This is a genomic window from Bacillus sp. K7 (assembly GCF_053903245.1).
Map to the genome: position 1 here is coordinate 2,476,378 of NZ_CP096406.1, position 21,052 is coordinate 2,497,429.

General features: G+C 42.8%; 17 protein-coding genes. 4 read left to right on the forward strand and 13 right to left on the reverse strand.

Annotated features, from left to right (window positions below):
• Positions 1 to 89 precede the first annotated feature (89 nt).
• The 5 genes from levG to M1D98_RS12750 all read right to left on the reverse strand — a co-directional run bounded on the left by levG (position 90) and on the right by M1D98_RS12750 (position 5,677).
• Positions 90 to 917 (reverse strand): PTS fructose transporter subunit IID, encoded by an 828-nt coding sequence (gene levG, locus M1D98_RS12730; RefSeq protein WP_121642956.1) that lies wholly within the window; start codon positions 915 to 917, stop codon positions 90 to 92.
• Positions 918 to 938: 21 nt separating this feature from the next.
• The gene (levF, locus tag M1D98_RS12735; RefSeq protein WP_010327834.1) at positions 939 to 1,745 is read right to left on the reverse strand and encodes a PTS fructose transporter subunit IIC; all 807 of its coding nucleotides are present in this window, start codon (positions 1,743 to 1,745) and stop codon (positions 939 to 941) included.
• A gap of 16 nt (positions 1,746 to 1,761) precedes the next feature.
• Positions 1,762 to 2,250: a PTS fructose transporter subunit IIB gene (gene levE, locus M1D98_RS12740; RefSeq protein ID WP_121642957.1), complete on the reverse strand. Its 489-nt coding sequence runs from the start codon at positions 2,248 to 2,250 to the stop codon at positions 1,762 to 1,764.
• On the reverse strand, positions 2,250 to 2,690 hold the full coding sequence (gene levD, locus M1D98_RS12745) for a PTS fructose transporter subunit IIA (RefSeq protein WP_121642958.1): 441 nt from the start codon (positions 2,688 to 2,690) through the stop codon (positions 2,250 to 2,252). The genes levE and levD overlap by 1 nt, the downstream gene beginning before the upstream one ends.
• A 179-nt stretch (positions 2,691 to 2,869) precedes the next feature.
• Positions 2,870 to 5,677: a sigma 54-interacting transcriptional regulator gene (locus M1D98_RS12750; protein ID WP_435576491.1), complete on the reverse strand. Its 2,808-nt coding sequence runs from the start codon at positions 5,675 to 5,677 to the stop codon at positions 2,870 to 2,872.
• 1,106 nt (positions 5,678 to 6,783) lie between these two features.
• Between M1D98_RS12750 and M1D98_RS12755 the strand changes: the two genes are divergently transcribed.
• Positions 6,784 to 8,172, forward strand: a complete 1,389-nt coding sequence (locus M1D98_RS12755; RefSeq protein ID WP_121642961.1) for an amino acid permease — start codon at positions 6,784 to 6,786, stop codon at positions 8,170 to 8,172.
• 131 nt (positions 8,173 to 8,303) lie between these two features.
• On the opposite strand, the gene M1D98_RS12760 is transcribed toward M1D98_RS12755, so the two are convergent.
• Complete coding sequence (locus M1D98_RS12760; protein ID WP_010327840.1) at positions 8,304 to 8,936, reverse strand: LysE family transporter; 633 nt, start codon at positions 8,934 to 8,936, stop codon at positions 8,304 to 8,306.
• 150 nt (positions 8,937 to 9,086) lie between these two features.
• Here M1D98_RS12760 and M1D98_RS12765 point away from each other — a divergent pair, with 150 nt between their 5' ends.
• Together M1D98_RS12765 and M1D98_RS12770 are read left to right on the forward strand one after the other, a co-directional pair.
• Positions 9,087 to 9,914 (forward strand): TrmB family transcriptional regulator, encoded by an 828-nt coding sequence (locus tag M1D98_RS12765; protein ID WP_268574240.1) that lies wholly within the window; start codon positions 9,087 to 9,089, stop codon positions 9,912 to 9,914.
• 346 nt (positions 9,915 to 10,260) lie between these two features.
• On the forward strand, positions 10,261 to 10,557 hold the full coding sequence (locus M1D98_RS12770) for a YrhK family protein (RefSeq protein ID WP_010327842.1): 297 nt from the start codon (positions 10,261 to 10,263) through the stop codon (positions 10,555 to 10,557).
• A gap of 231 nt (positions 10,558 to 10,788) precedes the next feature.
• Here the strand turns inward: M1D98_RS12770 and cypB are convergent, their stop codons facing one another.
• The 7 genes from cypB to M1D98_RS12805 form a co-directional block, all read right to left on the reverse strand.
• Positions 10,789 to 13,953 carry a bifunctional cytochrome P450/NADPH--P450 reductase CypB gene (gene cypB, locus M1D98_RS12775; RefSeq protein ID WP_456279626.1) on the reverse strand — a complete coding sequence of 1,055 codons (3,165 nt, stop codon included), beginning with the start codon at positions 13,951 to 13,953 and terminating at the stop codon, positions 10,789 to 10,791.
• Positions 13,954 to 13,973: 20 nt separating this feature from the next.
• Positions 13,974 to 14,558, reverse strand: coding sequence for a transcriptional regulator FatR (fatR, locus tag M1D98_RS12780; protein ID WP_010327844.1), 585 nt, complete (start codon positions 14,556 to 14,558; stop codon positions 13,974 to 13,976).
• A gap of 219 nt (positions 14,559 to 14,777) precedes the next feature.
• The gene (locus M1D98_RS12785) at positions 14,778 to 15,320 is read right to left on the reverse strand and encodes a class I SAM-dependent methyltransferase (protein ID WP_121642963.1); all 543 of its coding nucleotides are present in this window, start codon (positions 15,318 to 15,320) and stop codon (positions 14,778 to 14,780) included.
• Between the two features lie 188 nt (positions 15,321 to 15,508).
• Positions 15,509 to 15,664, reverse strand: coding sequence for a hypothetical protein (locus tag M1D98_RS12790; RefSeq protein WP_338021076.1), 156 nt, complete (start codon positions 15,662 to 15,664; stop codon positions 15,509 to 15,511).
• A 158-nt stretch (positions 15,665 to 15,822) separates the two neighbouring features.
• Complete coding sequence (locus tag M1D98_RS12795) at positions 15,823 to 15,972, reverse strand: YrzI family small protein (RefSeq protein ID WP_010327846.1); 150 nt, start codon at positions 15,970 to 15,972, stop codon at positions 15,823 to 15,825.
• Between the two features lie 388 nt (positions 15,973 to 16,360).
• Positions 16,361 to 17,161, reverse strand: a complete 801-nt coding sequence (locus M1D98_RS12800) for a formate/nitrite transporter family protein (RefSeq protein WP_121642965.1) — start codon at positions 17,159 to 17,161, stop codon at positions 16,361 to 16,363.
• Positions 17,162 to 17,417: 256 nt separating this feature from the next.
• On the reverse strand, positions 17,418 to 17,786 hold the full coding sequence (locus M1D98_RS12805; RefSeq protein ID WP_010327850.1) for a DUF2294 domain-containing protein: 369 nt from the start codon (positions 17,784 to 17,786) through the stop codon (positions 17,418 to 17,420).
• A 314-nt stretch (positions 17,787 to 18,100) separates the two neighbouring features.
• Between M1D98_RS12805 and fdhF the strand changes: the two genes are divergently transcribed.
• On the forward strand, positions 18,101 to 21,043 hold the full coding sequence (fdhF, locus tag M1D98_RS12810) for a formate dehydrogenase subunit alpha (protein ID WP_121643759.1): 2,943 nt from the start codon (positions 18,101 to 18,103) through the stop codon (positions 21,041 to 21,043).
• The last annotated feature ends 9 nt before the right edge of the window (positions 21,044 to 21,052 follow it).

Consider the following 21,052-nt stretch of genomic DNA (forward strand, 5'->3'; position numbering starts at 1 on the left):
TAGCCATTCTCCCCTGGTTTCCGCTTTTATCCGAGTGAATGTTATATGATAGACTGCGGCAGTCTCCCTCTTCTTACATTCCACAGAGCTTATGCTAAGAATCCAGCCCAATACCCAACAATCCCGATGATAAAAATTCCGCATATAATGAGAAGAGGATTCACCCCTTTGCGCAGCATCCATGCCACTAACAACGTTAACCCTAGAGGCAGCGCACCCGGCATAATGCTGTCTAATACATTTTGTACGGTTTGAACATCCACTTTGCCGCTTTCATCCTTAATTCTTGACACAACGATGGGAATGTTGATCGTGGTCCATTTGGAAACGAGAGCCCCCATAACAAATAACCCGAGAATCGACGCGCCCTCTGTCAGCTTTTGAATACGATTCCCCGCTAAATCCTGCAGAATCTCGATTCCTTTTACATAGCCATACTTTAACCCGTAATATTTAGTGCTTAATCTTATGGCATTCAGCAAGAAAAAGAATAGCAAAGGCCCGGCAATGTTTCCGCCTAAAGCTAGTGACGCCCCTAACGCAGCTAAGACAGGGCGAATCGTTCCCCAGAAAATCGGATCGCCTACACCCGCTATTGGGCCCATCAAACCGATTTTCATTCCGCTGATCGCTTTTCCATCAATTCCTTTGTTGTTCGCCATTTCTTCTTCCATGGCTGCCGTCACGCCAAATATAGGCGCTGTCAGCCACGGATGTGTATTAAACCATTCCAAATGCCGCTGCAAGGCTTCGTTTCTTTTTGCACCGGGACCGTACAGTTTTTTGATCGCCGGTATCATCACATAGCAATATCCCATGGCCTGCACACGTTCGAAGTTAAAGGAACCGAGCAAAAAATTTGAACGAATAAACATGCTGAAAATCTCTTTTTTCGTTAATCGTTTTTCTTTCTCCATCTTTTCGTCACCCCTCATGGTTTAGGCGTCAAGGTCGTCATCGTCATCATAAACAGCAACACGGCCGCCGTCTGAAGCAGCTGCGACCGCTCCGTGGGCGTTTTGTCTTTGCATGACCTGCTGGTATAAAAGCGCCAGACAGAGACCAAGGGCCCCAAATCCCACTAAGTTGAAATCGGTAAACGCCGCTAATAAAAATCCAATATAGAAAAATGGCTTCAAATAAGGAATATTCATCATATTGATCACCATGGCATATCCGACAACCACGATAATGCCGCCGCCTATTTGCAGCCCTTTTGTAATCACGTCCGGAATATTGCCCAGAAACGCCTGAACCGCACTGACACTGATCAATGCGACAATTAATGTCGGTATCATGACGCGCAGTGCTTGAAATACCATCGCGGTAATATGCATGATTTCAATTCCTTTTATATTCCCTTCTTTTGCGTAGCGATCAGCGCGGTGAATGAAAAAGACAGTGATCGTCCGCACAAAAATGGTCAGCGCCTGACCCGCAGCTGCCAAAGCAACAGCAACGGCGATGCCTTCGCCAATTCCCTGATCAGCGGTAATGACTAATATGGTTGAGATGACAGAGGCGATCGCTGTATCAGGTGCCATGGCAAGGCCGACGTTCATCCAGCCCAGCGCCATCAGCTCCAGTGTGCCGCCTAGAATAATTCCTGTTTTTAAGTCCCCGAGCACCAGGCCAACCAGCGTGCAGGCCACAAGCGGCCGGTGTGTCTGCCCTTCATCCAATACACTTGCGATGCCGGTGATGGCTGCAATGATTAACAACAAAATAATTTGTAATGAAGACATATTCTCATCCCCTTGATTATTTTGTTACGTTCCGTAGAATCTGTGCAAAATCCTCGCTGGCATCTGAAGGCAGCTGCCTCAATTCCAGTTTCACGCCCAGGTCACTTAATGTTTCAAATGCCTTTATGTCTTGTTCTGTAACACTGACTGATTTTGTGATTTGACGGCGCTGATTTTCAAACCGCATTCCCCCGACGTTTACGGTTTTGATCGGCACGCCTGCTTCTATAAGGGATACAATATCGGACGGATTTTCAAACAAGAGCATCGCCGTTACTCCTTCATAGCGCGGACTATGAAACGCTTTTGCCATTTTTGAAACCGAAACGGCACTCGCTTTTACATTTGAAGGCGCAACAGACAGGATCAGCGTTTTTCTCATGTCATCCTGTGCGACATCATCGGAGACAACGATAATTCGGTCTGCCGCATGGACTTTAATCCACCTTGTCAAGATTTGGCCGTGAATAAAGCGGTCATCAATTCTGGCTAACACAATGTTCATCACAATTCATCCTCTCTTGTTTCTTGATTGGCTGTTTTCACTTTTTCTAAATGTTCACTGCACACTTGAAAGCTTTGCTGGCTCATTGTTTTTAAGTTGTTCAGCAAATCTTTGAGCGTCAGGTGTTCTCTCAAGCTTAATACCTCCAGCAGAATCGGCAGGTTTACGCCGGCTGCCATATCCATTCTTTGATCTTCAGCAATGAAAGACGCTGCTGCGTTATATGGCGTTCCTCCAAAAATATCGACTAGAAAAAGCACTTCATGTTCTTCCGGAATGCCCTTGAGCGCCTGATGATATTTTCCTTGCAGCGTTTGAATGCCTTCCCCTTTCAAAAACGGCACTGCAATCAGGTTATGTTCTTCACCGAATATCATCCCCGAAGACTCTTTTAATGCGATGGGAAAGTCTCCATGGCCGCTGATAATAACTGAAATCATATCCATTGCTCCTTTCCTTGTTTCGTACATCCTTTTATAATGCAAGGATCGTGCCAACAAAGTTGTGTTAAGCGTTTTCATTTATTTTTCGCCTGTTGTTGAAACACTTAAAATGAAAAAAATAAACCTGTATTAAAATGGCGTTCCATTTAATACAGGTTTGAAGAAAAAAATCGCTATTAAAACAGCTGGACAGGCACTTCTTCAGCGAATAGCGCGGCTATAAATAATTTTTCATCATCACTTATGCGAAGTCCAAGCTTTTGTTCATATGGGGCTAATGTCCGTTCTGTCACGGTTAACATTCTTTTTAGCTTTTCATTTATTTCATCTTCCTCTGAGAAAGCGATCGGATTCTGCTTTAACACCCTTTCAAAAGCGAAAGCCGTATGCATGATGACTTTGATCAAAACAGCATTATTGAAAATGACTCCCAACTCACCTTGAACAGTTTGCAGCCACTCTAATAACATCTCGATCATATGGTGGGGGTTCAAGAAGACAAGATATTTTTTCAAGCTATCCTCGCAAAGCTCCCTGACAATGATATTAGCTTCGTTTAACCCATTGCTCAACGGAATGCTGCCCTTTGTAATCACCTGTTGAATCAGCCTTTCCCCCTCCCCTTCAATTAACACTTCTAATGATACATGCGGCGCATTGATTTTAGGGTCTTTCGTTCCGACTGTCGCAAGGATGTCATACTTTTTTTCGATTTCTTTTATGCTGTTTGCCAGTTTAATGGATGAGACGGTCAATATGTGAATCGGGGTATCAGAGGCCTTGTTCACGATCGTAGTCAGGATGTCTTCCAGCTTTTTGGCCGTCCCGCTGCCTGTCGCGCAGATGGAAACCAATGCTTTCTTTTTGCCGGATACCGCTGGCTGCCGCTCCCATAACTCAATAAAATCTTTCGTGACCGATTGATAGATCGCATGCAAATTCAAATCCAAATAATTCACCTTTCTGACAGCATCCAGCACCATTGAGGTCGTCACATTGCTGATGGTTTTGATGGCAATGCCTGTCCTTTCCTCCAGCTTGCTTTCCATCATCGCAAGTGACCCCATATCCACGAGCATTAAAACACCTTCACCTTCGTCAACCTGTTTCATTTTTTCCGCTACACATTCCATAATGTCCGAAGGCGAAACCGAAAGCGGCATGTCAACTGCTGCAATGGGGGTGCTCCCTAACAACTCTGTCGCGACTTCAACCATTGAGCTCGCCGTGCTATTTCCATGTGCAGCCACGATAATCCCGACCCTTTTGTTCTCTTTTAATGATTTGATGGAATGAATCAGCATTGTTAAGTAGATGACTTCTATTTCGGGGATGGCCACTTTAAAATATTCCTGAATTTGATCTTTAAATATCATCGCCACCCGATACTCTTGCATATGAGTGTCACGGATTTCATCCGTCTCCTGTGTATTGAAAACATCTATGTGTTTTCCGCGCTTTAAAAATGCGTCAATATGCAGACTCAAGAAATAAATAAATTTACGGTCAAATGTGCAATCCAGCTCATGTTCAGCTATTTCTTTTAACTGTTTTGTCAATTGAATCACGTCATCTTCTACGAATGTCATCAAGTTGTCCTTTTGAAACGCCCGGTGATGAAAAAAACTTTTCACATGCAAATGAACATCAGTCAAGATGTACTGATTAATATCCTTTTTGGATAATCCTTCTTTTTGGAGGGTTTTTACTTTTTCCTCGATCAAATGATACAAGTTAAATGAGAGGTCTTCGTCAATTTTTGTCGTTTCATCTTCTATAATCGGAGATATAATCGTTGTAATATTGACATATTCAGAAATGGCTTTGCTTCTTTGTATGTTTTTACTGCTGGACATCCATTCTTGCTTGATTTCATCCGGCAGATCCCGAACAGTCAGCTCAATCACCTCATGTCTGTCAAGATTGTGCAAAAAGCCGTGTGCACAAACTAACTGGACATTTGATTTCAGCTGTCCCACATTGCCAAATTTAGCAGAATGAATCAGCGCATTATAGACATCAATGTGCACACTTAGATTTTTCTTGATTCGCTCTGCTTCTTTCCCTAATAAAAACGTCGTCAAATCCACTCTTTCTTTAAGCGATCGTTCTTCAAGCGAAGGAATATGAATGGTCATAGGGATTCTACGCAAAAATGTTTTCAATAATGCAGAACTCGGATTTTCTGTAGTGGCGCAAATAAACAATACGTTTGATGTTCGTTTATGTTCAGATTCTCCAAGCCGGTTATAAGAACCGCTGTCAATAAAATAAAACAGCATTTCCTGGCCCTCAGGAGGGAGACGGTGGATTTCATCCATAAAAAGAATGCCTCCATTAGCCTGTTCGACTAAACCAGCCTTATCTTCACCGGCACCTGTAAATGAACCTTTTTTGTGTCCAAATAATTGAGATAGCAATAGTTGAGGATTGTTGTAATAATCTGCACAGTTAAATGTAATAAATGGGGCACCGGCCTTCAGAATGTCTGAGTAAATGGCAAATTGGTAAATCCGGTTCGCAAAAAGTGATTTACCAGAACCAGTCGGGCCTAAGAGGAGCATATGCAGGCCATTCGGCGGATAAAAGACAGCTGCTTGTGCCTGGGAGATTGCTTTCTTCAAACTGCCTTTTGCCCCAATCATAAGCTCTAAAGGATTTGTGGCGATAGGTTGATGATTCTGTTTTGGATTCTCAGCAAACGGCTCAAGGCCTTTCACTTCCATCATCTCTGTATCCCATTTTTTGTTGCATAACCTTTCCGCTATTTCGACTGGGAGGTATCGCACAGGAAATGTTTTAATTTTTATGACCTTTTTAGATCGGACGAGATTGTTCAATTCAAAACTGACATTGGACCGCTCCATTTTCAGCTGCTCAGCAATTTCCTTTGCTGAACTCCCCTGTACCTTTAAAAGATGATCTAAACTGACATCATGAAAATGATGCATGAGCTGGTGGTATATTTTATCTATTCTTTTCACGTCTATCATCCTTTTTCCTTATTAGATAAGCCATTAACAAGAATATTCCGAATCTTTCACAACAGACAGCCTGATACTTCCAGAAAGGTCTTCAAGCAGATTGACAAACTGGCCTTCTATGTTAGGTATTGATCATTTCCATCTCATACTAGTATTTTAGAATCTCCGTTCTTCAGGACTGTGCTCCTCCCAAAGTAATAATCAGTAAACAGTTTATCATTCTTAAGGAATGTCATGATGGCAAAATCATGAATGATAAAAAATGAATCTAATAGATCAGGCTAAATGTCCTAAAATGTAAAAAAGCGGACACTCTTTGTGTCCGCCACAGTGATTTCACGACCAGAAATGAGGTTTCAGCAGCTCTGCTCCATTTCTTTTCATGATCCAAAACGTCTTCATCTTTACAATACATCTGTAAGGTCAGTGCATCTGTAAACATAAAAACTTTATCTCTATCTGCAAAAAATAATTAATAGTGATCATTTCGTGCAGCCATCTTACCCAGGGTTTCAAAATCGTCTGTATGGTCGATGCGATATCCCCTGCTGTTTTCCGCAAAAGAGAGCGAATGATCATAGAGATCGTTACGCATTAAAAAAGCCTTGCACGCTTGGTAAGCATCAGTAAACTCCTCATCCTGCAAATCGCCATGGTGACATTCCCCCTCCCAATCATGATTTAAAAATGGTGTAACAACCGTTTGACTGAAAGTGGAAAGATCAGGAGATATCCAATCTTTTATTTCAAGCTTATTTTCCGAAAGGCCAATTACGATGCGATGTTTATTCTTCTCTTGGTGTTCCCAATCAAAAAACTGATACAGATAAGATTTTCAATAGCTGTACAGTTGGTACATAAAACCGTCCCAATCATGTATCACAATAATCGATTTTGCACCGGAAATACCGTCCAAACCGACTCCCGGCGTATCCTTATACACCAGATAGATGGTGAACCAAGACCTTGATAGAGCTAGAGGCCTTCAGTAGTTTTCACTTGCAAATCAATTATTTTAAAAATTTAAAAATAAAACTTTTTATCTTTTAGATGTTATAATATCCGATAAAACTTTATTCATCTTTTATTATTGGAGGAACATAAAATTGATTGGCAATTCTAACAGAGACAATTTGGGACAACAACAAAAATTGTCTAGAGGCCTTAAAAACAGGCATATACAATTAATGGCGATTGGGGGTGCAATCGGAACAGGCTTATTCTTAGGCTCAGGAAAATCAATCCACTTTGCGGGACCATCCATTTTATTTGCTTACTTGGTCACCGGAGTCTTTTGCTTTTTTATTATGCGTTCGCTCGGAGAACTGCTATTGTCAAATACGGGGTATCACTCTTTCGTTGATTTCGTAAGAGACTATTTAGGCGACATGGCGGCATTTATCACTGGCTGGACCTACTGGTTCTGCTGGATTTCTCTCGCGATGGCTGATTTAACGGCGGTCGGGATTTATACGCAATATTGGCTTCCTGCGGTGCCTCAATGGCTGCCTGGTCTTCTTGCCCTGATTATCTTGCTAATCATGAACCTTGCCACCGTTAAACTGTTCGGAGAATTAGAATTCTGGTTTGCATTGATCAAAGTTATTGCCATACTGGCTCTTATCGTAACTGGTATTATTTTAATTGCCAAAGGTTTTTCCACAGCTTCCGGCTCAGCCAGCATCACGAATCTTTGGAGCCATGGCGGCATGTTTCCAAATGGATGGCATGGGTTTATCCTTTCATTCCAAATGGTTGTCTTCGCTTTTGTGGGAATTGAACTTGTTGGACTGACCGCAGGTGAGACAGATAACCCCCAAAAAGTGATCCCTAAAGCCATCAACCAAATCCCTGCCCGGATTTTACTTTTTTATGTCGGCGCACTTTTTGTCATTATGTGCATCTACCCTTGGAATGTTTTGAACCCAAGTGAAAGCCCATTTGTTCAAGTCTTTTCTGTCGTAGGCATCGTTGCCGCCGCCAGTATAATCAATTTTGTTGTCATCACATCAGCTGCATCAGCGGCCAACAGCGCTTTATTCAGCACAAGCCGCATGGTCTATTCACTTGCTAAGGATCATCACGCACCTGGATTACTGCAGAAATTGACTTCATCTAAAGTTCCAAGCAATGCGCTGTTCTTTTCAACCATCGCCATTCTGATTGGCGTTAGCCTGAATTATATCATGCCGGAACAAGTCTTTACGCTGATTACAAGTGTTTCTACTATATGCTTCATTTTCATTTGGGGCATTACAGTGATTTGCCATTTGAAATATCGAAAAACAAGGCAGGATGAAGCGAAAGCAAATACATTTAAAATGCCTTTTTACCCATTATCCAACTACTTCACGCTCGCATTTCTCGCGTTCATTCTTGTCGTATTGGCACTGGCGAATGATACACGCGTTGCTTTGTTTGTCACTCCGGTCTGGTTTATTTTATTGATTATCATGTATAAGGTGCAGACGAGCAGAGGACATGTGAGGAAATAACAAAAAGACAAGGGATTTACACGCCCTTGTCTTTTTTGTATAGAAAATGATACTGCCGGAACAAAAAGAAGATTCAAACAGGCAAAACAACTGCTTTACATCTACCATATTGATTCTTTCCTATTAGGAATTTAATTCATACCGGTTTTGATGCCAAAACCTACTAATATCATGCCCGTTACTTTTTGAAAGGCTTTCTGGAACTTCGAATTTCTCAGCCATTTTTTCGCATAATCAATTACATAAACAAGAAAGAGAAACCATAACACCGCTAGTAAGGTAAGGATTGAAGCTAAAATAATAAGCTGTTGGTTTATATTTCCCTCTAGATTGATAAATTGGGGCATGATTGTCACATAAACCAAGACAGTTTTAGGGTTGAGAATATTACTGAGTGATCCTTGCATAAAGGAAGTTTTATAATAACGTTTCGGAGAATGTTCCTTGCTTTTTGCTTGGGATTGCATGTCATCTAAAGAAAACGTGCTTTTGGCAAAAAAACTTCTGATTCCTAAATAAATTAAGTATGCTGCGCCCAAATATTTAATTGTCGTGAAAAGAAATACTGACTTTGCGATAACGACAGATAAACCTAAAATGGCGATAACCGTCCAAAAGGAAAGTCCTGTTGCCAATCCTAGAATGTTATAACGGCCAGCTTTTGCGCCATATCTAAGCGTATTTTTCATAACAAGCATCGTATCAGCTCCCGGTATGATCACCATCATGGCCGCAATCGGTATGTATGTGAGTAGGCTGTGCATTTCTTCTCCCCCTTTGATATATCCCCGCACCATATAGTGACTACGAAAGTAACTACTCATAAAATTGTATCAATGCGTTTGGAATAAATCAATATCGTTTGTTAAAATAGCGATGACAAAGGCAGCGACTGCTTTTATATTGGAGGATCTATGAAGGAAAATATGTTAGACATTTTAAAAAACCTTAATTTTACAGAGTATGAATCAAAAGCATATCTTGCTTTATTGCAAGAATCGCCTTTAACAGGCTATGCCGTCGCCAAAAATTCCGGAGTGCCCCGTTCTAAAATTTATGAAGTCTTAGAAAGCCTTGTCTTAAGAGGAGATGTTTTTGTAAGCCATGGAAATACGCCTCAGTATGTGCCTGTGCCCGCCAAGGAACTGATTAAAAACCGCCGGCTCAAAGCGGAAGAGCATTTTGACCAGGCTGAGAAATACTTTGAAAAATTCGAGCAGACCGCAAACGACCGGGAAAATATCTGGAATATCACCGGACGCAATGAAATTCTTGAAAAGGTGAAAGCTTGTATCTTATCCGCCAAAAAAAGGATTCTATTAGAAATATGGAAAGAGGATTTTGAAGAGATAGAATCAGAGCTAAGACAGGCGGCAAATCAAGGCGTCATTGTCACCATTATTGCGTACGGAGACATCACATCTGATTTTGCTTCTGTTTACCTTCATGATATGAGCAGTGAAATCACAGAAGAGTATGACGGAAGGTGGCTTGTGTATAGCGGAGATAATTCAGAAGTAGTAGCAGGCATCGTCTCCCTTGGCAACGACAGCCGTGCTGCATGGACGATGCATGTAGGTTTGGTTATGCCCATTACTGAGGTGATCATTCATGATCTGTACCTCATGGAAATCCTGAAAAAGCATAGAGGGCTTTTAGAAGAAAGCTTTGGGGAAAATCTCATCCAGCTGCGCCGCAAATTTTCTATCCATTCCGATTTCAAAAAACATTATCTGGAATAGGGCAACATAAAGCTTGTCGATTTTTTTGGCAAGCTTTTTTTACACATTATTTTCTTTATCGGTTGGTCAGTCTGGCACACGGCTGCAAGATCATTCACAGCCTGCCTTCTTTTATAAAAACCAGTTTTTTTCAGCCTTTTTTTGTAAAAAATACTTCTTTTATATGTTCAAGCTGAGTCATGTTGAACACCTTACAGAATTCATTGTATACAACCAGCATCCTTTTGGGCCAGCTGTTAAGTATGAAGGAATTGACTGGAGACTTAAATATCTTCCTTTCCTTTTTCAAAGTATGTTTATCTAGAATTTCTATTAGGGTAATGAATGATTGAATGGAGGGAGAATGATGGCACCTAAAGAAGAAAATGATATCAAACAAGAACTGAAACGATACGAGCAATTTTTCAAAAAACGATATAAGATCCTCTATACAGTAAATGACTTTATCATTGGTGCCCTGTTTCTTGTCGGGAGCTTTTTCTTTTTTTATGAGCAGTTCAAGTCAGCAGGGATATGGCTGTTTGCAATTGGGAGCTTGCTGCTGTTAATCAGGCCGACGATTCGGCTGATTCATGACGTTCATTACCGTAAACATGTGGAAAGCCAATTTAAACATCGATCTTCAACAGATGGCTCATCTTGAGGCATAAGCGAGAACAAATTTCCATAAAATGAATGCAAAATCAAAAACAAGACTTTTAGACTATTTAATTTTAAAAATAAGCCAAAAACCTAAACTTTTGTCCTGGTTTGACGATATGAACAATAAGGCCGGCGCGATACTCCCTATAACATCCTTTTCAGTAGATTTCATTATCGTGCCGGTTTTCTCACATGCAAAGCAATCCCGCCAATCTGATTGGCGGGATTTTTTTTACATTCCTGTCCAAACGTCTTTCACATATCGTTTTTGGTTTTGCAGCTTCTGCAGCCATTCAGCTGATTCTTCCCGGCTCGCTCCTTTTTCAGCTTCATACACCAGACGCAGCGTATTTTCTACATCAGGAGCCATTTGAGATCCATCACCGCATACGTATATGTGCGCCCCTTTTTCAATGAGTGCTATCAATTTCTGCGTATCTTGTTTGAGCAGATGCTGGACATATCCTTTTGGTTCGTTTTCGACGCGTGAGTAGCATCGGCGGATGGTGACAATACCATCCTGTTCCGCTTGATCCAGCTCTTCTCTGTATAGATCGTCATGATCAGGGCGCCGGCAGCCGAAGTATAAAATAGCTTCGCCAAGCGTGCTTCCTTCCTTCTTCAAGACAGATCTTGCCTGAATAAAGCCCCTGAATGGCGCAATTCCTGTACCCGGCCCAACCATAATCATAGGTGTTTCAGGGTCGTCCGGCATCTGAAATCCGGATTGCGGCGTACGGATGAAACAGGCTGCTGCATCACCTGTATTCAACTCTGCTAAATAATTAGAGGCGACGCCTTTGTATTCGCCTCGCCCGCTCCATGCTGAGGCCTTAACAATACCTACTGTCACGCTTACAATATTGGAATGGGCTTTCGGTGAGCTTGAGACGGAATAATATCTTGGTTTTAATGATGGCAAAAGTTCTAAAAACCGTTCAAACGGCATTTCACAGGCAGGATAATCCTCTAAAAGATCCAGCATGGTGAGTCTTTTTTCCAGCACCTGCTCTTTGTAAGTGCCATCATCTGAAATGAGCTGTTCCAGCTCTTTTTTATGCGGCGGACAGACTGTATAAGAAGCAAGTTCCCTAATCTGATGCCTTGAAGCAGGGTCTTGCAGCTCCACATAGGATGCCAATACATCCGCCACTTTGATCGGCCGTTCCATCGGAAGATGAGCCATATGGGGGCTTCCGCTCATTTTTATGACATGATTGGCTTCCAAACCGAATCGGCTGAGAACCCGCTGAACAAGCTCCCGGCTGTTTTTCGGCAATATTCCGATATGATCGCCTTCTTGATAGGTTTTGGCATCAGGAATTTGCAATTCAATATGGCGTGTCGAACGCGGGCTTTCTGCTGTCTGGAGCTCCCGGTTCTCTAAGACAATCCCTTCAAACGCGCCATATGCTTTGGCAAGCGGCGTGTCTGTCGCTTCACTGAGAAAAGTAATCGATAATGAAGGCCCGTCTTCTTTCTGAGATATTTCGTTGATATCAAATGCGTCCATCGTTTCCTTCCAGAAGCGATTTTCCCAAGACTCGCGATGGCTTTCAAAATCATCGGCAGCATCGCCTTCCCCGATCGCTGTTAAACGCGTTGCCCCCTTTGCTTTCATCATGTCATCTATCAATCGGGGAACCCGCTGATACGTGCTGGCCCAGCTCCGGTTTCCGCAGCCGAATACCGCATAGGAAACACCTTTCAACCGCCCTTCCTCAAGCTCCTCCAGCCACTCTACAAAGCCGGCTGCATTATCTGGCGGCGTCCCATTATAAGAAGCCGTAACGATGACGACTGCGCCTTGTTCTGGCAGCTTGCCAATATAATCGTCAAGCGGAGCGGTTGCAGCTGTAAAGCCCATCTGGCGGCCGTAAGCAGCCAGTTCACCGGCTATTCCTTCCGCTGTCCCCAAATTTGAACCGTAAAGAACAAGCAAAGGTGTGCCGTGTTTAGGTTTTGATTCTTTTGGCTTCGTTTCTGTTTTGATGTCAGCCTGTTCTTTTCTCTGTACATGGATTGCTGCTCGTTTCCGCGGTTTCACCGTGATTTTAAATTCATCCGGCTTAATCGTTAATGCCTCTTTGATCCTCAGCTCGTATCCAGTATGGTTTATCAATTCAAAATGCTTCAATACAAGACCGAGAACCATCGTCGCTTCTTGGAGAGCAAACTGCATGCCGATACAAGCGCGCTGTCCGTTTCCAAACGGCTTATACGCGTGGTGAGGAATACGTGAAGAGTCTTCAAAGCGTTCCGGACGAAACTCTTCCGCATCCTCGCCCCAAGCGTTTTGATCCCTGTGCAGTTTCGGAATCAAAACAGTAACGGGCTGCCCTTTGCTGATCGGATATTCTCCGCCTAGAACAGTATCGTCCTTCGCGTAGAGTGAAAAGGCCGGAGCTGTTGGATACAGTCTTAGCGTTTCATTTAAAACCATCCGAATGTATGTCAGCTGCTGGATTTGTCTATATTCCGGCGTGTCATCCGTTAACACGCGATCCGCTTCCTCTTGGGCTTTTTTCAGTTTTTCCGGATGTGTGAGCAGACAGTAGATCGCAAAGGATAGCAAACCGCTTGTTGTTTCATGGCCTGCAATCAAAAATGTGATGATCTGGTATCTAATGTTTTCATCATCCAGCGTTTCACCTGTTACTGGATCTTTGGCATAAAGCATAAGTGATAAAAGATCCTTAATGTTTTCATCCGGGTTCTCTTTTCGCTCCGCTATCATTCGATCGACAAGTGCGTTCATGACTTCTATATCCTTTTGGAACTGCAGCTTCGTTTTCACCATCATCTTATCTTGCAAACCCAGTCTTTTCGATTGGTTCATCGCCTCTTTTAAGGCACGGAGCATACTGGTGATAAACGGATGCTGAGAATCACGGTAAAAGCTGTTGAAACGATAATTAAACCCGCATAATCCGATCGTATCAAGGGTCAGACGGGTCATGTCATCCGCTACATCAATTTCTTCATTGGGATTAAGGCGGCTCCATTTTTGAATCAGTTGGGTTGCGATATCCAGCATCATAGAATGATAGCCTTTCATCGCTTTTTGACTGAAACTCGGCAGCAAAATGCGGTGGGCTTTTTGCCAGTTCGGCTCATGCGTCCAGCTTGTAAATAAACCGTCTCCGCCAAACTCTCGCACCTTTAGCAAGCCTTTGCCAAGGTTTTTGTCAAAGCGGCTTTCATCACACACTTCAGCCACAAGACTGTGACCGGATACAAAAACACTGGAAACACCAGGAAATTCAAATCGGAAAATCGGCCCTAATTCATCAGCTAATCGCCATAAAGATTGAGATAGCTGCTCTTTTTCCAGATGCGGAAGATTTTTTAAAGGTCCGTATGTTTTGGGCTGAGGTATTGCGCTTGCCTGTTTCATCAACATCTTCCTTTCTTTTTTTATGAAGTACATGAATGAAGCTTAATGGCGTCCCAGCAGCATTGTTCCAACTCAGTCATTAAATCAGTGTCCATCTTTATATCACCCGTTTGGACAAGCTGATATATCTTGAGAAACGCCCCTAACACAATCGCAATTAACACGTTTGAGGGCAGGCTGCGAATGACACCTTCCGCTTTTCCCTTATTAAAATAGTCATCAAGCATTTGAGTCAGATGTTCTATCATGGTTCTGCTTGTCGCATTTAAGTAGTGAGCATCTTTCTTCGTATCAAGAAAAAACAGCGCATAATCACTCTCTTTCGTAAATTGAACGAGACAGCAAAATACGTGGTGAAAGCCTTCTCTGACAGGCAATTCCGAAAAATCTTGCTTCAGCTTTTCCATAAAGCGCTGGATGCTTTCTTGAAACAATACGTTGACGAGCGTTTCTTTACTGTCAAAATAGCGGTAGATCGTTCCTGTCCCCACATGAGCCCGTTCAGCTATCATAGGGATAGTAGTAGCGTTAAATCCTCTTTCCGTAAATAATGAAACCGATGCTTTCATAATCATGTCGTACTTACTGCTGGATGCGGATAACATGTAATCTTACAACCCCCATTTTAGCGGAATGAATATTCATTCCGCTTGTTCATCATAATGTCCGATCTGGCTGATATCACCTCTTTACTCTTTCTTATGTTATCAGTTTATAAGAAAAAAACTTTTTTTAATATAAAGTATATGCAAAAAATAAAAAATTAAGAAAATATACCCAAATCCCAAAATGAAGGATCTGGATATATTTCCCGAGAAATGATTTTATTTAACAGCCACAATGCAAAGGCAGGAATCACGCCTAATGACACAAAGATCCCTGAAATGCTGGTCTTTCAGCAATTGAATATACTTTTTCTCTTTTTCACCGGTATTTGTATCAATATTGATGAAAAATCGGCCGTCAATCTGAAGCACACGGTAAATTTCCCTTAATGCAAGCCTCATATCAGTGCAGCTCTGAACCGTATGTAACGAAAACACTTTATTAAAGGTACGGTCATCAAAGGGAATGTTCTCAGGATGGCCATGAATAATCTCCCCTGTCCCCATGTTCTTTCGATTCGCCCGTGATATGTTCCTTACCTTTCGCTTAGAAGGGTCAATGCTTTTTAGGCTTCCCTTTTCTAGTTTCTCGGTTATGTTCTTAAAGAGAGTGCCATTTCCGGTTCCAATTTCTAAAATTCTGTCATTTCCTTGTATGTCTATAAAGTCAATCATCATATGCTCAATTGTTTTGGCCTGCTTATATTTCCGAGAAAATAATGTGAAAAGATTCGTTCGTTTATAGAGTCTATTTTCTAGCATTTTAAACACCTGCTTTTGGTTTCCTATGTTTATTTATTATATTTTAAAAATAAACATCCCCTTCATTTCCAAATGGGAATGAAGGTATCAACTAGACGGCAATGTGTTTAAAAATGTTTCAACTGAACTGAACTTTTTCATTTTTTCCCGCAAAAAAAGCAGAAAACAACATGTTTTCTGCCCTCTTTCTAGCCCCAATAATAAGGGAATACATACAACCTTTGCTGCTGCATGGCCATCAGCCTCTGCTGGCGGAATGGATTTCCATAACCATGTTTGAAGGAATGCGGCATGGACGCATAACCATGGCCTATCGACGGCAGCCTTTTTTGATAATCGCCCATCATGCCATCACCTGCCTTACCGTAACGTTGATTTATCATATGCAGGCCGGCATTTTCTTGACAGCTGTTTCGCTAAACTTGGTCCTTCTCCATTGTATAATGCATCAATAATTCCATTCTAAGCATTTGTCATCTCCCCCTTCAGTTTTTCATTGCTTTTAGCGCCAGTTTGTTAAATAAAGATGCTTTAACTGAGACTCTTTCATTTCACCGTAGATCTGCTCAATCTGCTGTTCTCGTTCGAATTCTTCCGGGCTTTTAAACCGTTTGTTAATCGTTAACGTTAAAAAGAATAGGTTAATCGTCATATCGCTCACCCCCTTTCAAATCCGCTTCAAGCGAAATAACCCCCGGCATCATTCCTTCTGCCGCGGGCAAATAAAAACCGCAGACAAAAGAAGACACCAATGCCTCTACTGCCTGCGGGGAGTTGCGTATGTCCGTCTATTCCGAATTTAATGCGTGCGATAAGCATCGGTTAAGGAAGGACACGAACTCTTCCACAGGCTGAATGAACCATGAACTTTTCCTTGTGTATCACGTACAGGTTGACGTCGCTGTCTCATTGTCATTTTGTTCAGCCTCCTTTGCTTTTTTCTTCCTTTGTAAGTATATCCACCAAATTCCATTTTGTAAACATCTTTTTCTAAAAATGGACGGAAATTGTGCGATTCATCAAGTGGATTTGCCCCTTTTTTATGAGACCTGCTTCATTTCTTTTCTGGAGCGGTCTTTCTTGTGATATCCAATAAAATAAATGAGACCGACAAACACGGCTCCGCCGATGACATTGCCGATAAAAGCCGGAATGATGTTTCCGATAAACTGCTCCCACGTGAACGAGCCTGCAAAAATGGCTGCTGGAATCACAAACATATTGGCGACAACGTGCTGAAATCCGATTGCCACAAAAGCCATAATAGGGAACCAAATGCCAAGGATTTTTCCTGCTCCATCTTGTGCCCCGAAAGAAAGCCACACTGCGAGACATACAAGCCAGTTACATCCGATGCCGGATATAAGAACCTTGCCGAAGCTCATATCGAGCTTTCCTTGCGCAATAGCGATTGTTTTTTCTAAATAAGGGCCTGTTTCAGTCAGCCCAACCAAATGCCCGAAAAAGTAAGCAACAAACAAGGCGCCGATTAAGTTCATAATCGTGATGATTCCCCAGTTAACCGCCAATTCTTTTAGTGATATTTTTCTCGAAAATAAAGCCATCGCAACGGACATCATATTCCCTGTTATCAATTCAGCGCCAGCGAGCACCACAAGGATCAGGCCGACAGGAAATACCGCAGCTCCGATAAGGCTGGACAGGCTTCCCCATTCTTTCGGCAAATCACCGATTACCCTGATATCAAGCAAGTACCCGAGCGCGATAAATGCGCCGCCTAAAAACCCCAATACAAGCAGAGACGGCAGCGGGAGCTTTACTTTTTTCGCCCCTGCTTCAATTGCTGCATCCGCTATTTCATCCGGTTTCCGAAAACCCATACTAAAACCCTCCATTATTTCTTCTTTTCTCAGTTATGGCAGAAAGGCAATAAAAAAAGGCAGCACTCAAATAACCTGTCAACCAGGCGTTCGAATGCTGCCTAACTTGTATGCATACCCATACAACAATATCAAGCAGAATTGAGATATTGAAAGAGAATATATACAGTTCGTGCATACATTCCATTGTTTTTGCCTTCTATAACTGTAGCCACATCATATCAAATGTGACAAAAATGTGTCAACGACAAATGTGCTAGCTTTGCACCGCTTCTTTTTGATCATCTATTTTTTGATCAAAGACAAACACAGATACAGCGATATTTTCCTCAATTTTTATATCAGAAAACAAATGGACTAGCTTAGCCCCGATCAGCTCCTCCATTCCTTCCGGCGTTTGTTTGGAATACAGATCTTGAATCAGGCTTGTCCGGGCCGCATGCACCATTTCTCTGCCTTCAGGTGTGCGGGCGATAAACTGCTCGCTTGCACTCAGATTTCCGTACAGTGTTGAGACCGCCATGTTTTCCACAAATACAGTATGTATCCGTTCAGGCCCTTTGCCGAACAATTCTTTGCGAAGTTTTCGAATAATATCATTGAACTCATGAATTTTTTTAGACACGCTGATTACCCCTTCCGATATTGCCTCGTAAGGCTTTTCCCGGTTCCCCTCAGGACATTTCACTTGGTTAAAATTTTCCTGCTATATTGTATTATAATAAATATCACTTTATAATAAAAGCAGTGTTGATGGATTTGTAATAGGATCTTGTTATGAGTCTATCGGTTTATAAAAATCAAGGATTGGTCTGTTAGTAAGACTTGCTAGTGAACTATTCCGCCATGTGTGTTTACACCTTCTTAGCATTAAGGGCAGGTGTATCTATACATGGCTTTTTTTGACTTCTTGAAAGAAAGATGGAGGGGAATATGAATATGATGGACGTTAAGTCGATCAGTGTCCGTGTAGACGGAACAGAAATTCAAGCACGAGCAGGGGCCACAATTTTAGATATTTTAAATGAACACAAGATTGAGTACCCGCAGATTTGCCACGTTCCAGAGGTTGACCCGATTCAAACTTGTGATACTTGCATTGTAGAGGCCAACGGCAAGCTGGTTCGTTCATGCTCTACTATCGCAGAAAACGGAATGTCAATTGATCTTTCGGGAAATCGGGTGAAAGAAGCGCAAACCGAAGCGATGGATCGCCTTCTTGAAAATCATTTGCTGTATTGTACAGTTTGTGATAACAACAATGGGAACTGTACACTGCACAACACAGCGGAAATGATGGGGATCGAGCATCAAAAATACCCATACACGCCAAAAGAAGATCCGTCTTGCGCTGTTGATATGTCTCATCCGTTTTACCGTTATGATCCAAACCAATGTATCGCCTGCGGCCAGTGTGTTGAAGTATGTCAAAACCTTCAGGTAAATGAAACACTCTCAATCGACTGGGAACGTGAACGTCCTCGTGTCATATGGGATGAGGGAGTTTCAATCAATGAATCTTCTTGTGTCAGCTGCGGCCAGTGTGTCACCGTATGCCCATGTAATGCGCTGATGGAAAAATCAATGCTCGGGCAGGCTGGCTTTATGACAGGCATCAAAGAGGATGTCATGGAACCGATGATTGATCTCGTAAAAAACGTTGAACCCGATTACGGCAGCATTTTTGCCATTTCTGAAGTCGAAGCGGCTATGCGTGAAACGAGAACGAAAAAAACAAAAACGGTATGTACGTTCTGCGGTGTCGGATGTTCTTTTGAAGTATGGACAAAAGGACGGGATATTTTAAAGATCCAGCCTGTTTCTGACGCTCCGGTTAACGCGATTTCTACATGTGTCAAAGGAAAATTCGGCTGGGATTTCGTCAATTCTGAAGAGCGGATCACAAAGCCTTTAATCCGTAAAAATGGGGCTTTTGTTGAATCTTCTTGGGAAGAAGCCCTCGATCTTGTCGCAAGCAGATTAGGATCAATTAAGGAGCAGTACGGCAAAGGTTCTGTCGGATTTATTTCTTCTTCTAAGATTACGAATGAAGAAAACTATGCCATTCAAAAGTTAGCGCGTCAGGTATTTGAAACAAACGACGTCGATAACTGCTCACGCTACTGCCAGTCTCCTGCTACAGACGGATTGTTCCGCACTGTCGGGATGGGCGGCGACGCCGGCACGATTAAAGATATTGCCAAAGCGGGGCTCGTCATCATTGTCGGTGCCAATCCGGCGGAAGGACACCCTGTGCTTGCAACACGTGTCAAACGGGCGCACAAGCTCCATGGCCAAAAACTGATTGTTGCCGACCTGCGTAAAAATGAAATGGCTGAGCGGTCAGACCTGTTCATCAGCCCTAAACAAGGTACAGACCAAGTTTGGCTGATGGCTGTTACAAAATATATGATCGACCAAGGCTGGCACGATCAGGCATTTATTGATGAGAACGTAAATTACTTTGAAGATTATAAAGAAACGCTTAACACCTATACACTTGATTATGCAGAACGCATCACAGGCCTTTCAAAAGAAAACATCATTCGAATTGCCGAAATGATTCGTGACGCTGACGGCACTTGTGTCCTTTGGGGAATGGGTGTCACACAAAATACAGGCGGTTCTGATACGTCAGCAGCAATATCAAACCTGCTACTCGCTACGGGCAACTATCGCCGTCCGGGTGCCGGCGCTTATCCTCTGCGCGGACATAATAACGTTCAAGGCGCTTGCGATATGGGAACACTTCCTGGCTGGCTGCCTGGATATCAGCATATTACAGATGACAATGCCCGTGCTAAATTTGAAGAGGCTTATGGTGTCGAAATTGACGGCAAGCCGGGTTTAGATAATATCCAAATGCTTCATTCCATTGAAGAAGGAAAAATGAAGGCGATGTATCTTGTCGGCGAGGATATGGCGCTTGTCGATTCAAACGCGAACCACGTGCATGAAATTTTATCAAGCCTTGATTTCTTCGTGGTTCAGGACATCTTCCTGTCAAGAACAGCTCAATATGCCGATGTCGTCTTGCCGGCTACTCCTTCACTTGAGAAAGACGGCACATTTACAAATACAGAACGCCGCGTGCAGCGATTATATCAGGCGCTTCCGACGCTAGGTGATGCGAAACCGGATTGGTGGATTATTCAAGAGGTGGCAAACCGCTTAGGAGCGAACTGGAATTACAGCCATCCTAGTGACATTTTCTCAGAAATGGCGAGTCTTTCCCCTCTGTTTAGCAAAGCAAGCTATGAGGTGCTTGAAGGCTGGAACAGCTTCCTATGGGGCAGCTTCTCAGGTGAAAGCACTCCGCTTCTGTATGAAGACGGATTTCATTTCCCTGACAAAAAAGCCCGCTTTGCCCTTTCTGATTGGACTGAGCCAGCGGCATTTCCGGAGGAATATGATCTTCATATCAATAACGGACGGATGCTGGAGCATTTTCACGAAGGAAACATGACAAATAAATCGAAAGGCATTCAGGCAAAAGTGCCGAATGTATTTGTTGAAATCTCGCCTGAGCTCGCACAAGAGCGAGGTGTGTGTGACGGTTCGCTTGTACGGCTCGTTTCTCCGTTCGGTGCAGTCAAATTAAACGCGCTGATCACAGACCGTGTACGGAAAAATGAACTTTATCTGCCAATGAACTCAACAGACAAGGAGTCAGCGATTAACTTCCTGACAGGGCCTGCAGCTGATAAACGGACGAACACGCCTGCTTATAAACAGACGAAGGTCCGCATGGAGGTGCTAGGGGGCTGCGAAACAGCGCCGCTTCCGAAAACAAATCCGCGCAACAAAAAACGGCACCCGCAAAATGGGGTCGAAGCAGAAAGAAAATGGAACCGTCCGGGTTATGTCCATCTGACAGATTAAACGAGAGGA

Coding starts and splice junctions, on each gene's coding strand:
- levG (WP_121642956.1), bottom strand. CDS start 917: ATGGAGAAAGAAAAACGATTAACGAAAAAAGAGATTTTCAGCATGTTT.
- levF (WP_010327834.1), bottom strand. CDS start 1,745: ATGTCTTCATTACAAATTATTTTGTTGTTAATCATTGCAGCCATCACC.
- levE (WP_121642957.1), bottom strand. CDS start 2,250: ATGAACATTGTGTTAGCCAGAATTGATGACCGCTTTATTCACGGCCAA.
- levD (WP_121642958.1), bottom strand. CDS start 2,690: ATGATTTCAGTTATTATCAGCGGCCATGGAGACTTTCCCATCGCATTA.
- M1D98_RS12760 (WP_010327840.1), bottom strand. CDS start 8,936: ATGCACAGCCTACTCACATACATACCGATTGCGGCCATGATGGTGATC.
- M1D98_RS12765 (WP_268574240.1), top strand. CDS start 9,087: ATGAAGGAAAATATGTTAGACATTTTAAAAAACCTTAATTTTACAGAG.
- M1D98_RS12770 (WP_010327842.1), top strand. CDS start 10,261: ATGGCACCTAAAGAAGAAAATGATATCAAACAAGAACTGAAACGATAC.
- cypB (WP_456279626.1), bottom strand. CDS start 13,953: ATGAAACAGGCAAGCGCAATACCTCAGCCCAAAACATACGGACCTTTA.
- fatR (WP_010327844.1), bottom strand. CDS start 14,558: ATGTTATCCGCATCCAGCAGTAAGTACGACATGATTATGAAAGCATCG.
- M1D98_RS12785 (WP_121642963.1), bottom strand. CDS start 15,320: ATGCTAGAAAATAGACTCTATAAACGAACGAATCTTTTCACATTATTT.
- M1D98_RS12790 (WP_338021076.1), bottom strand. CDS start 15,664: ATGGGCGATTATCAAAAAAGGCTGCCGTCGATAGGCCATGGTTATGCG.
- M1D98_RS12795 (WP_010327846.1), bottom strand. CDS start 15,972: ATGACGATTAACCTATTCTTTTTAACGTTAACGATTAACAAACGGTTT.
- M1D98_RS12800 (WP_121642965.1), bottom strand. CDS start 17,161: ATGGGTTTTCGGAAACCGGATGAAATAGCGGATGCAGCAATTGAAGCA.
- fdhF (WP_121643759.1), top strand. CDS start 18,101: ATGATGGACGTTAAGTCGATCAGTGTCCGTGTAGACGGAACAGAAATT.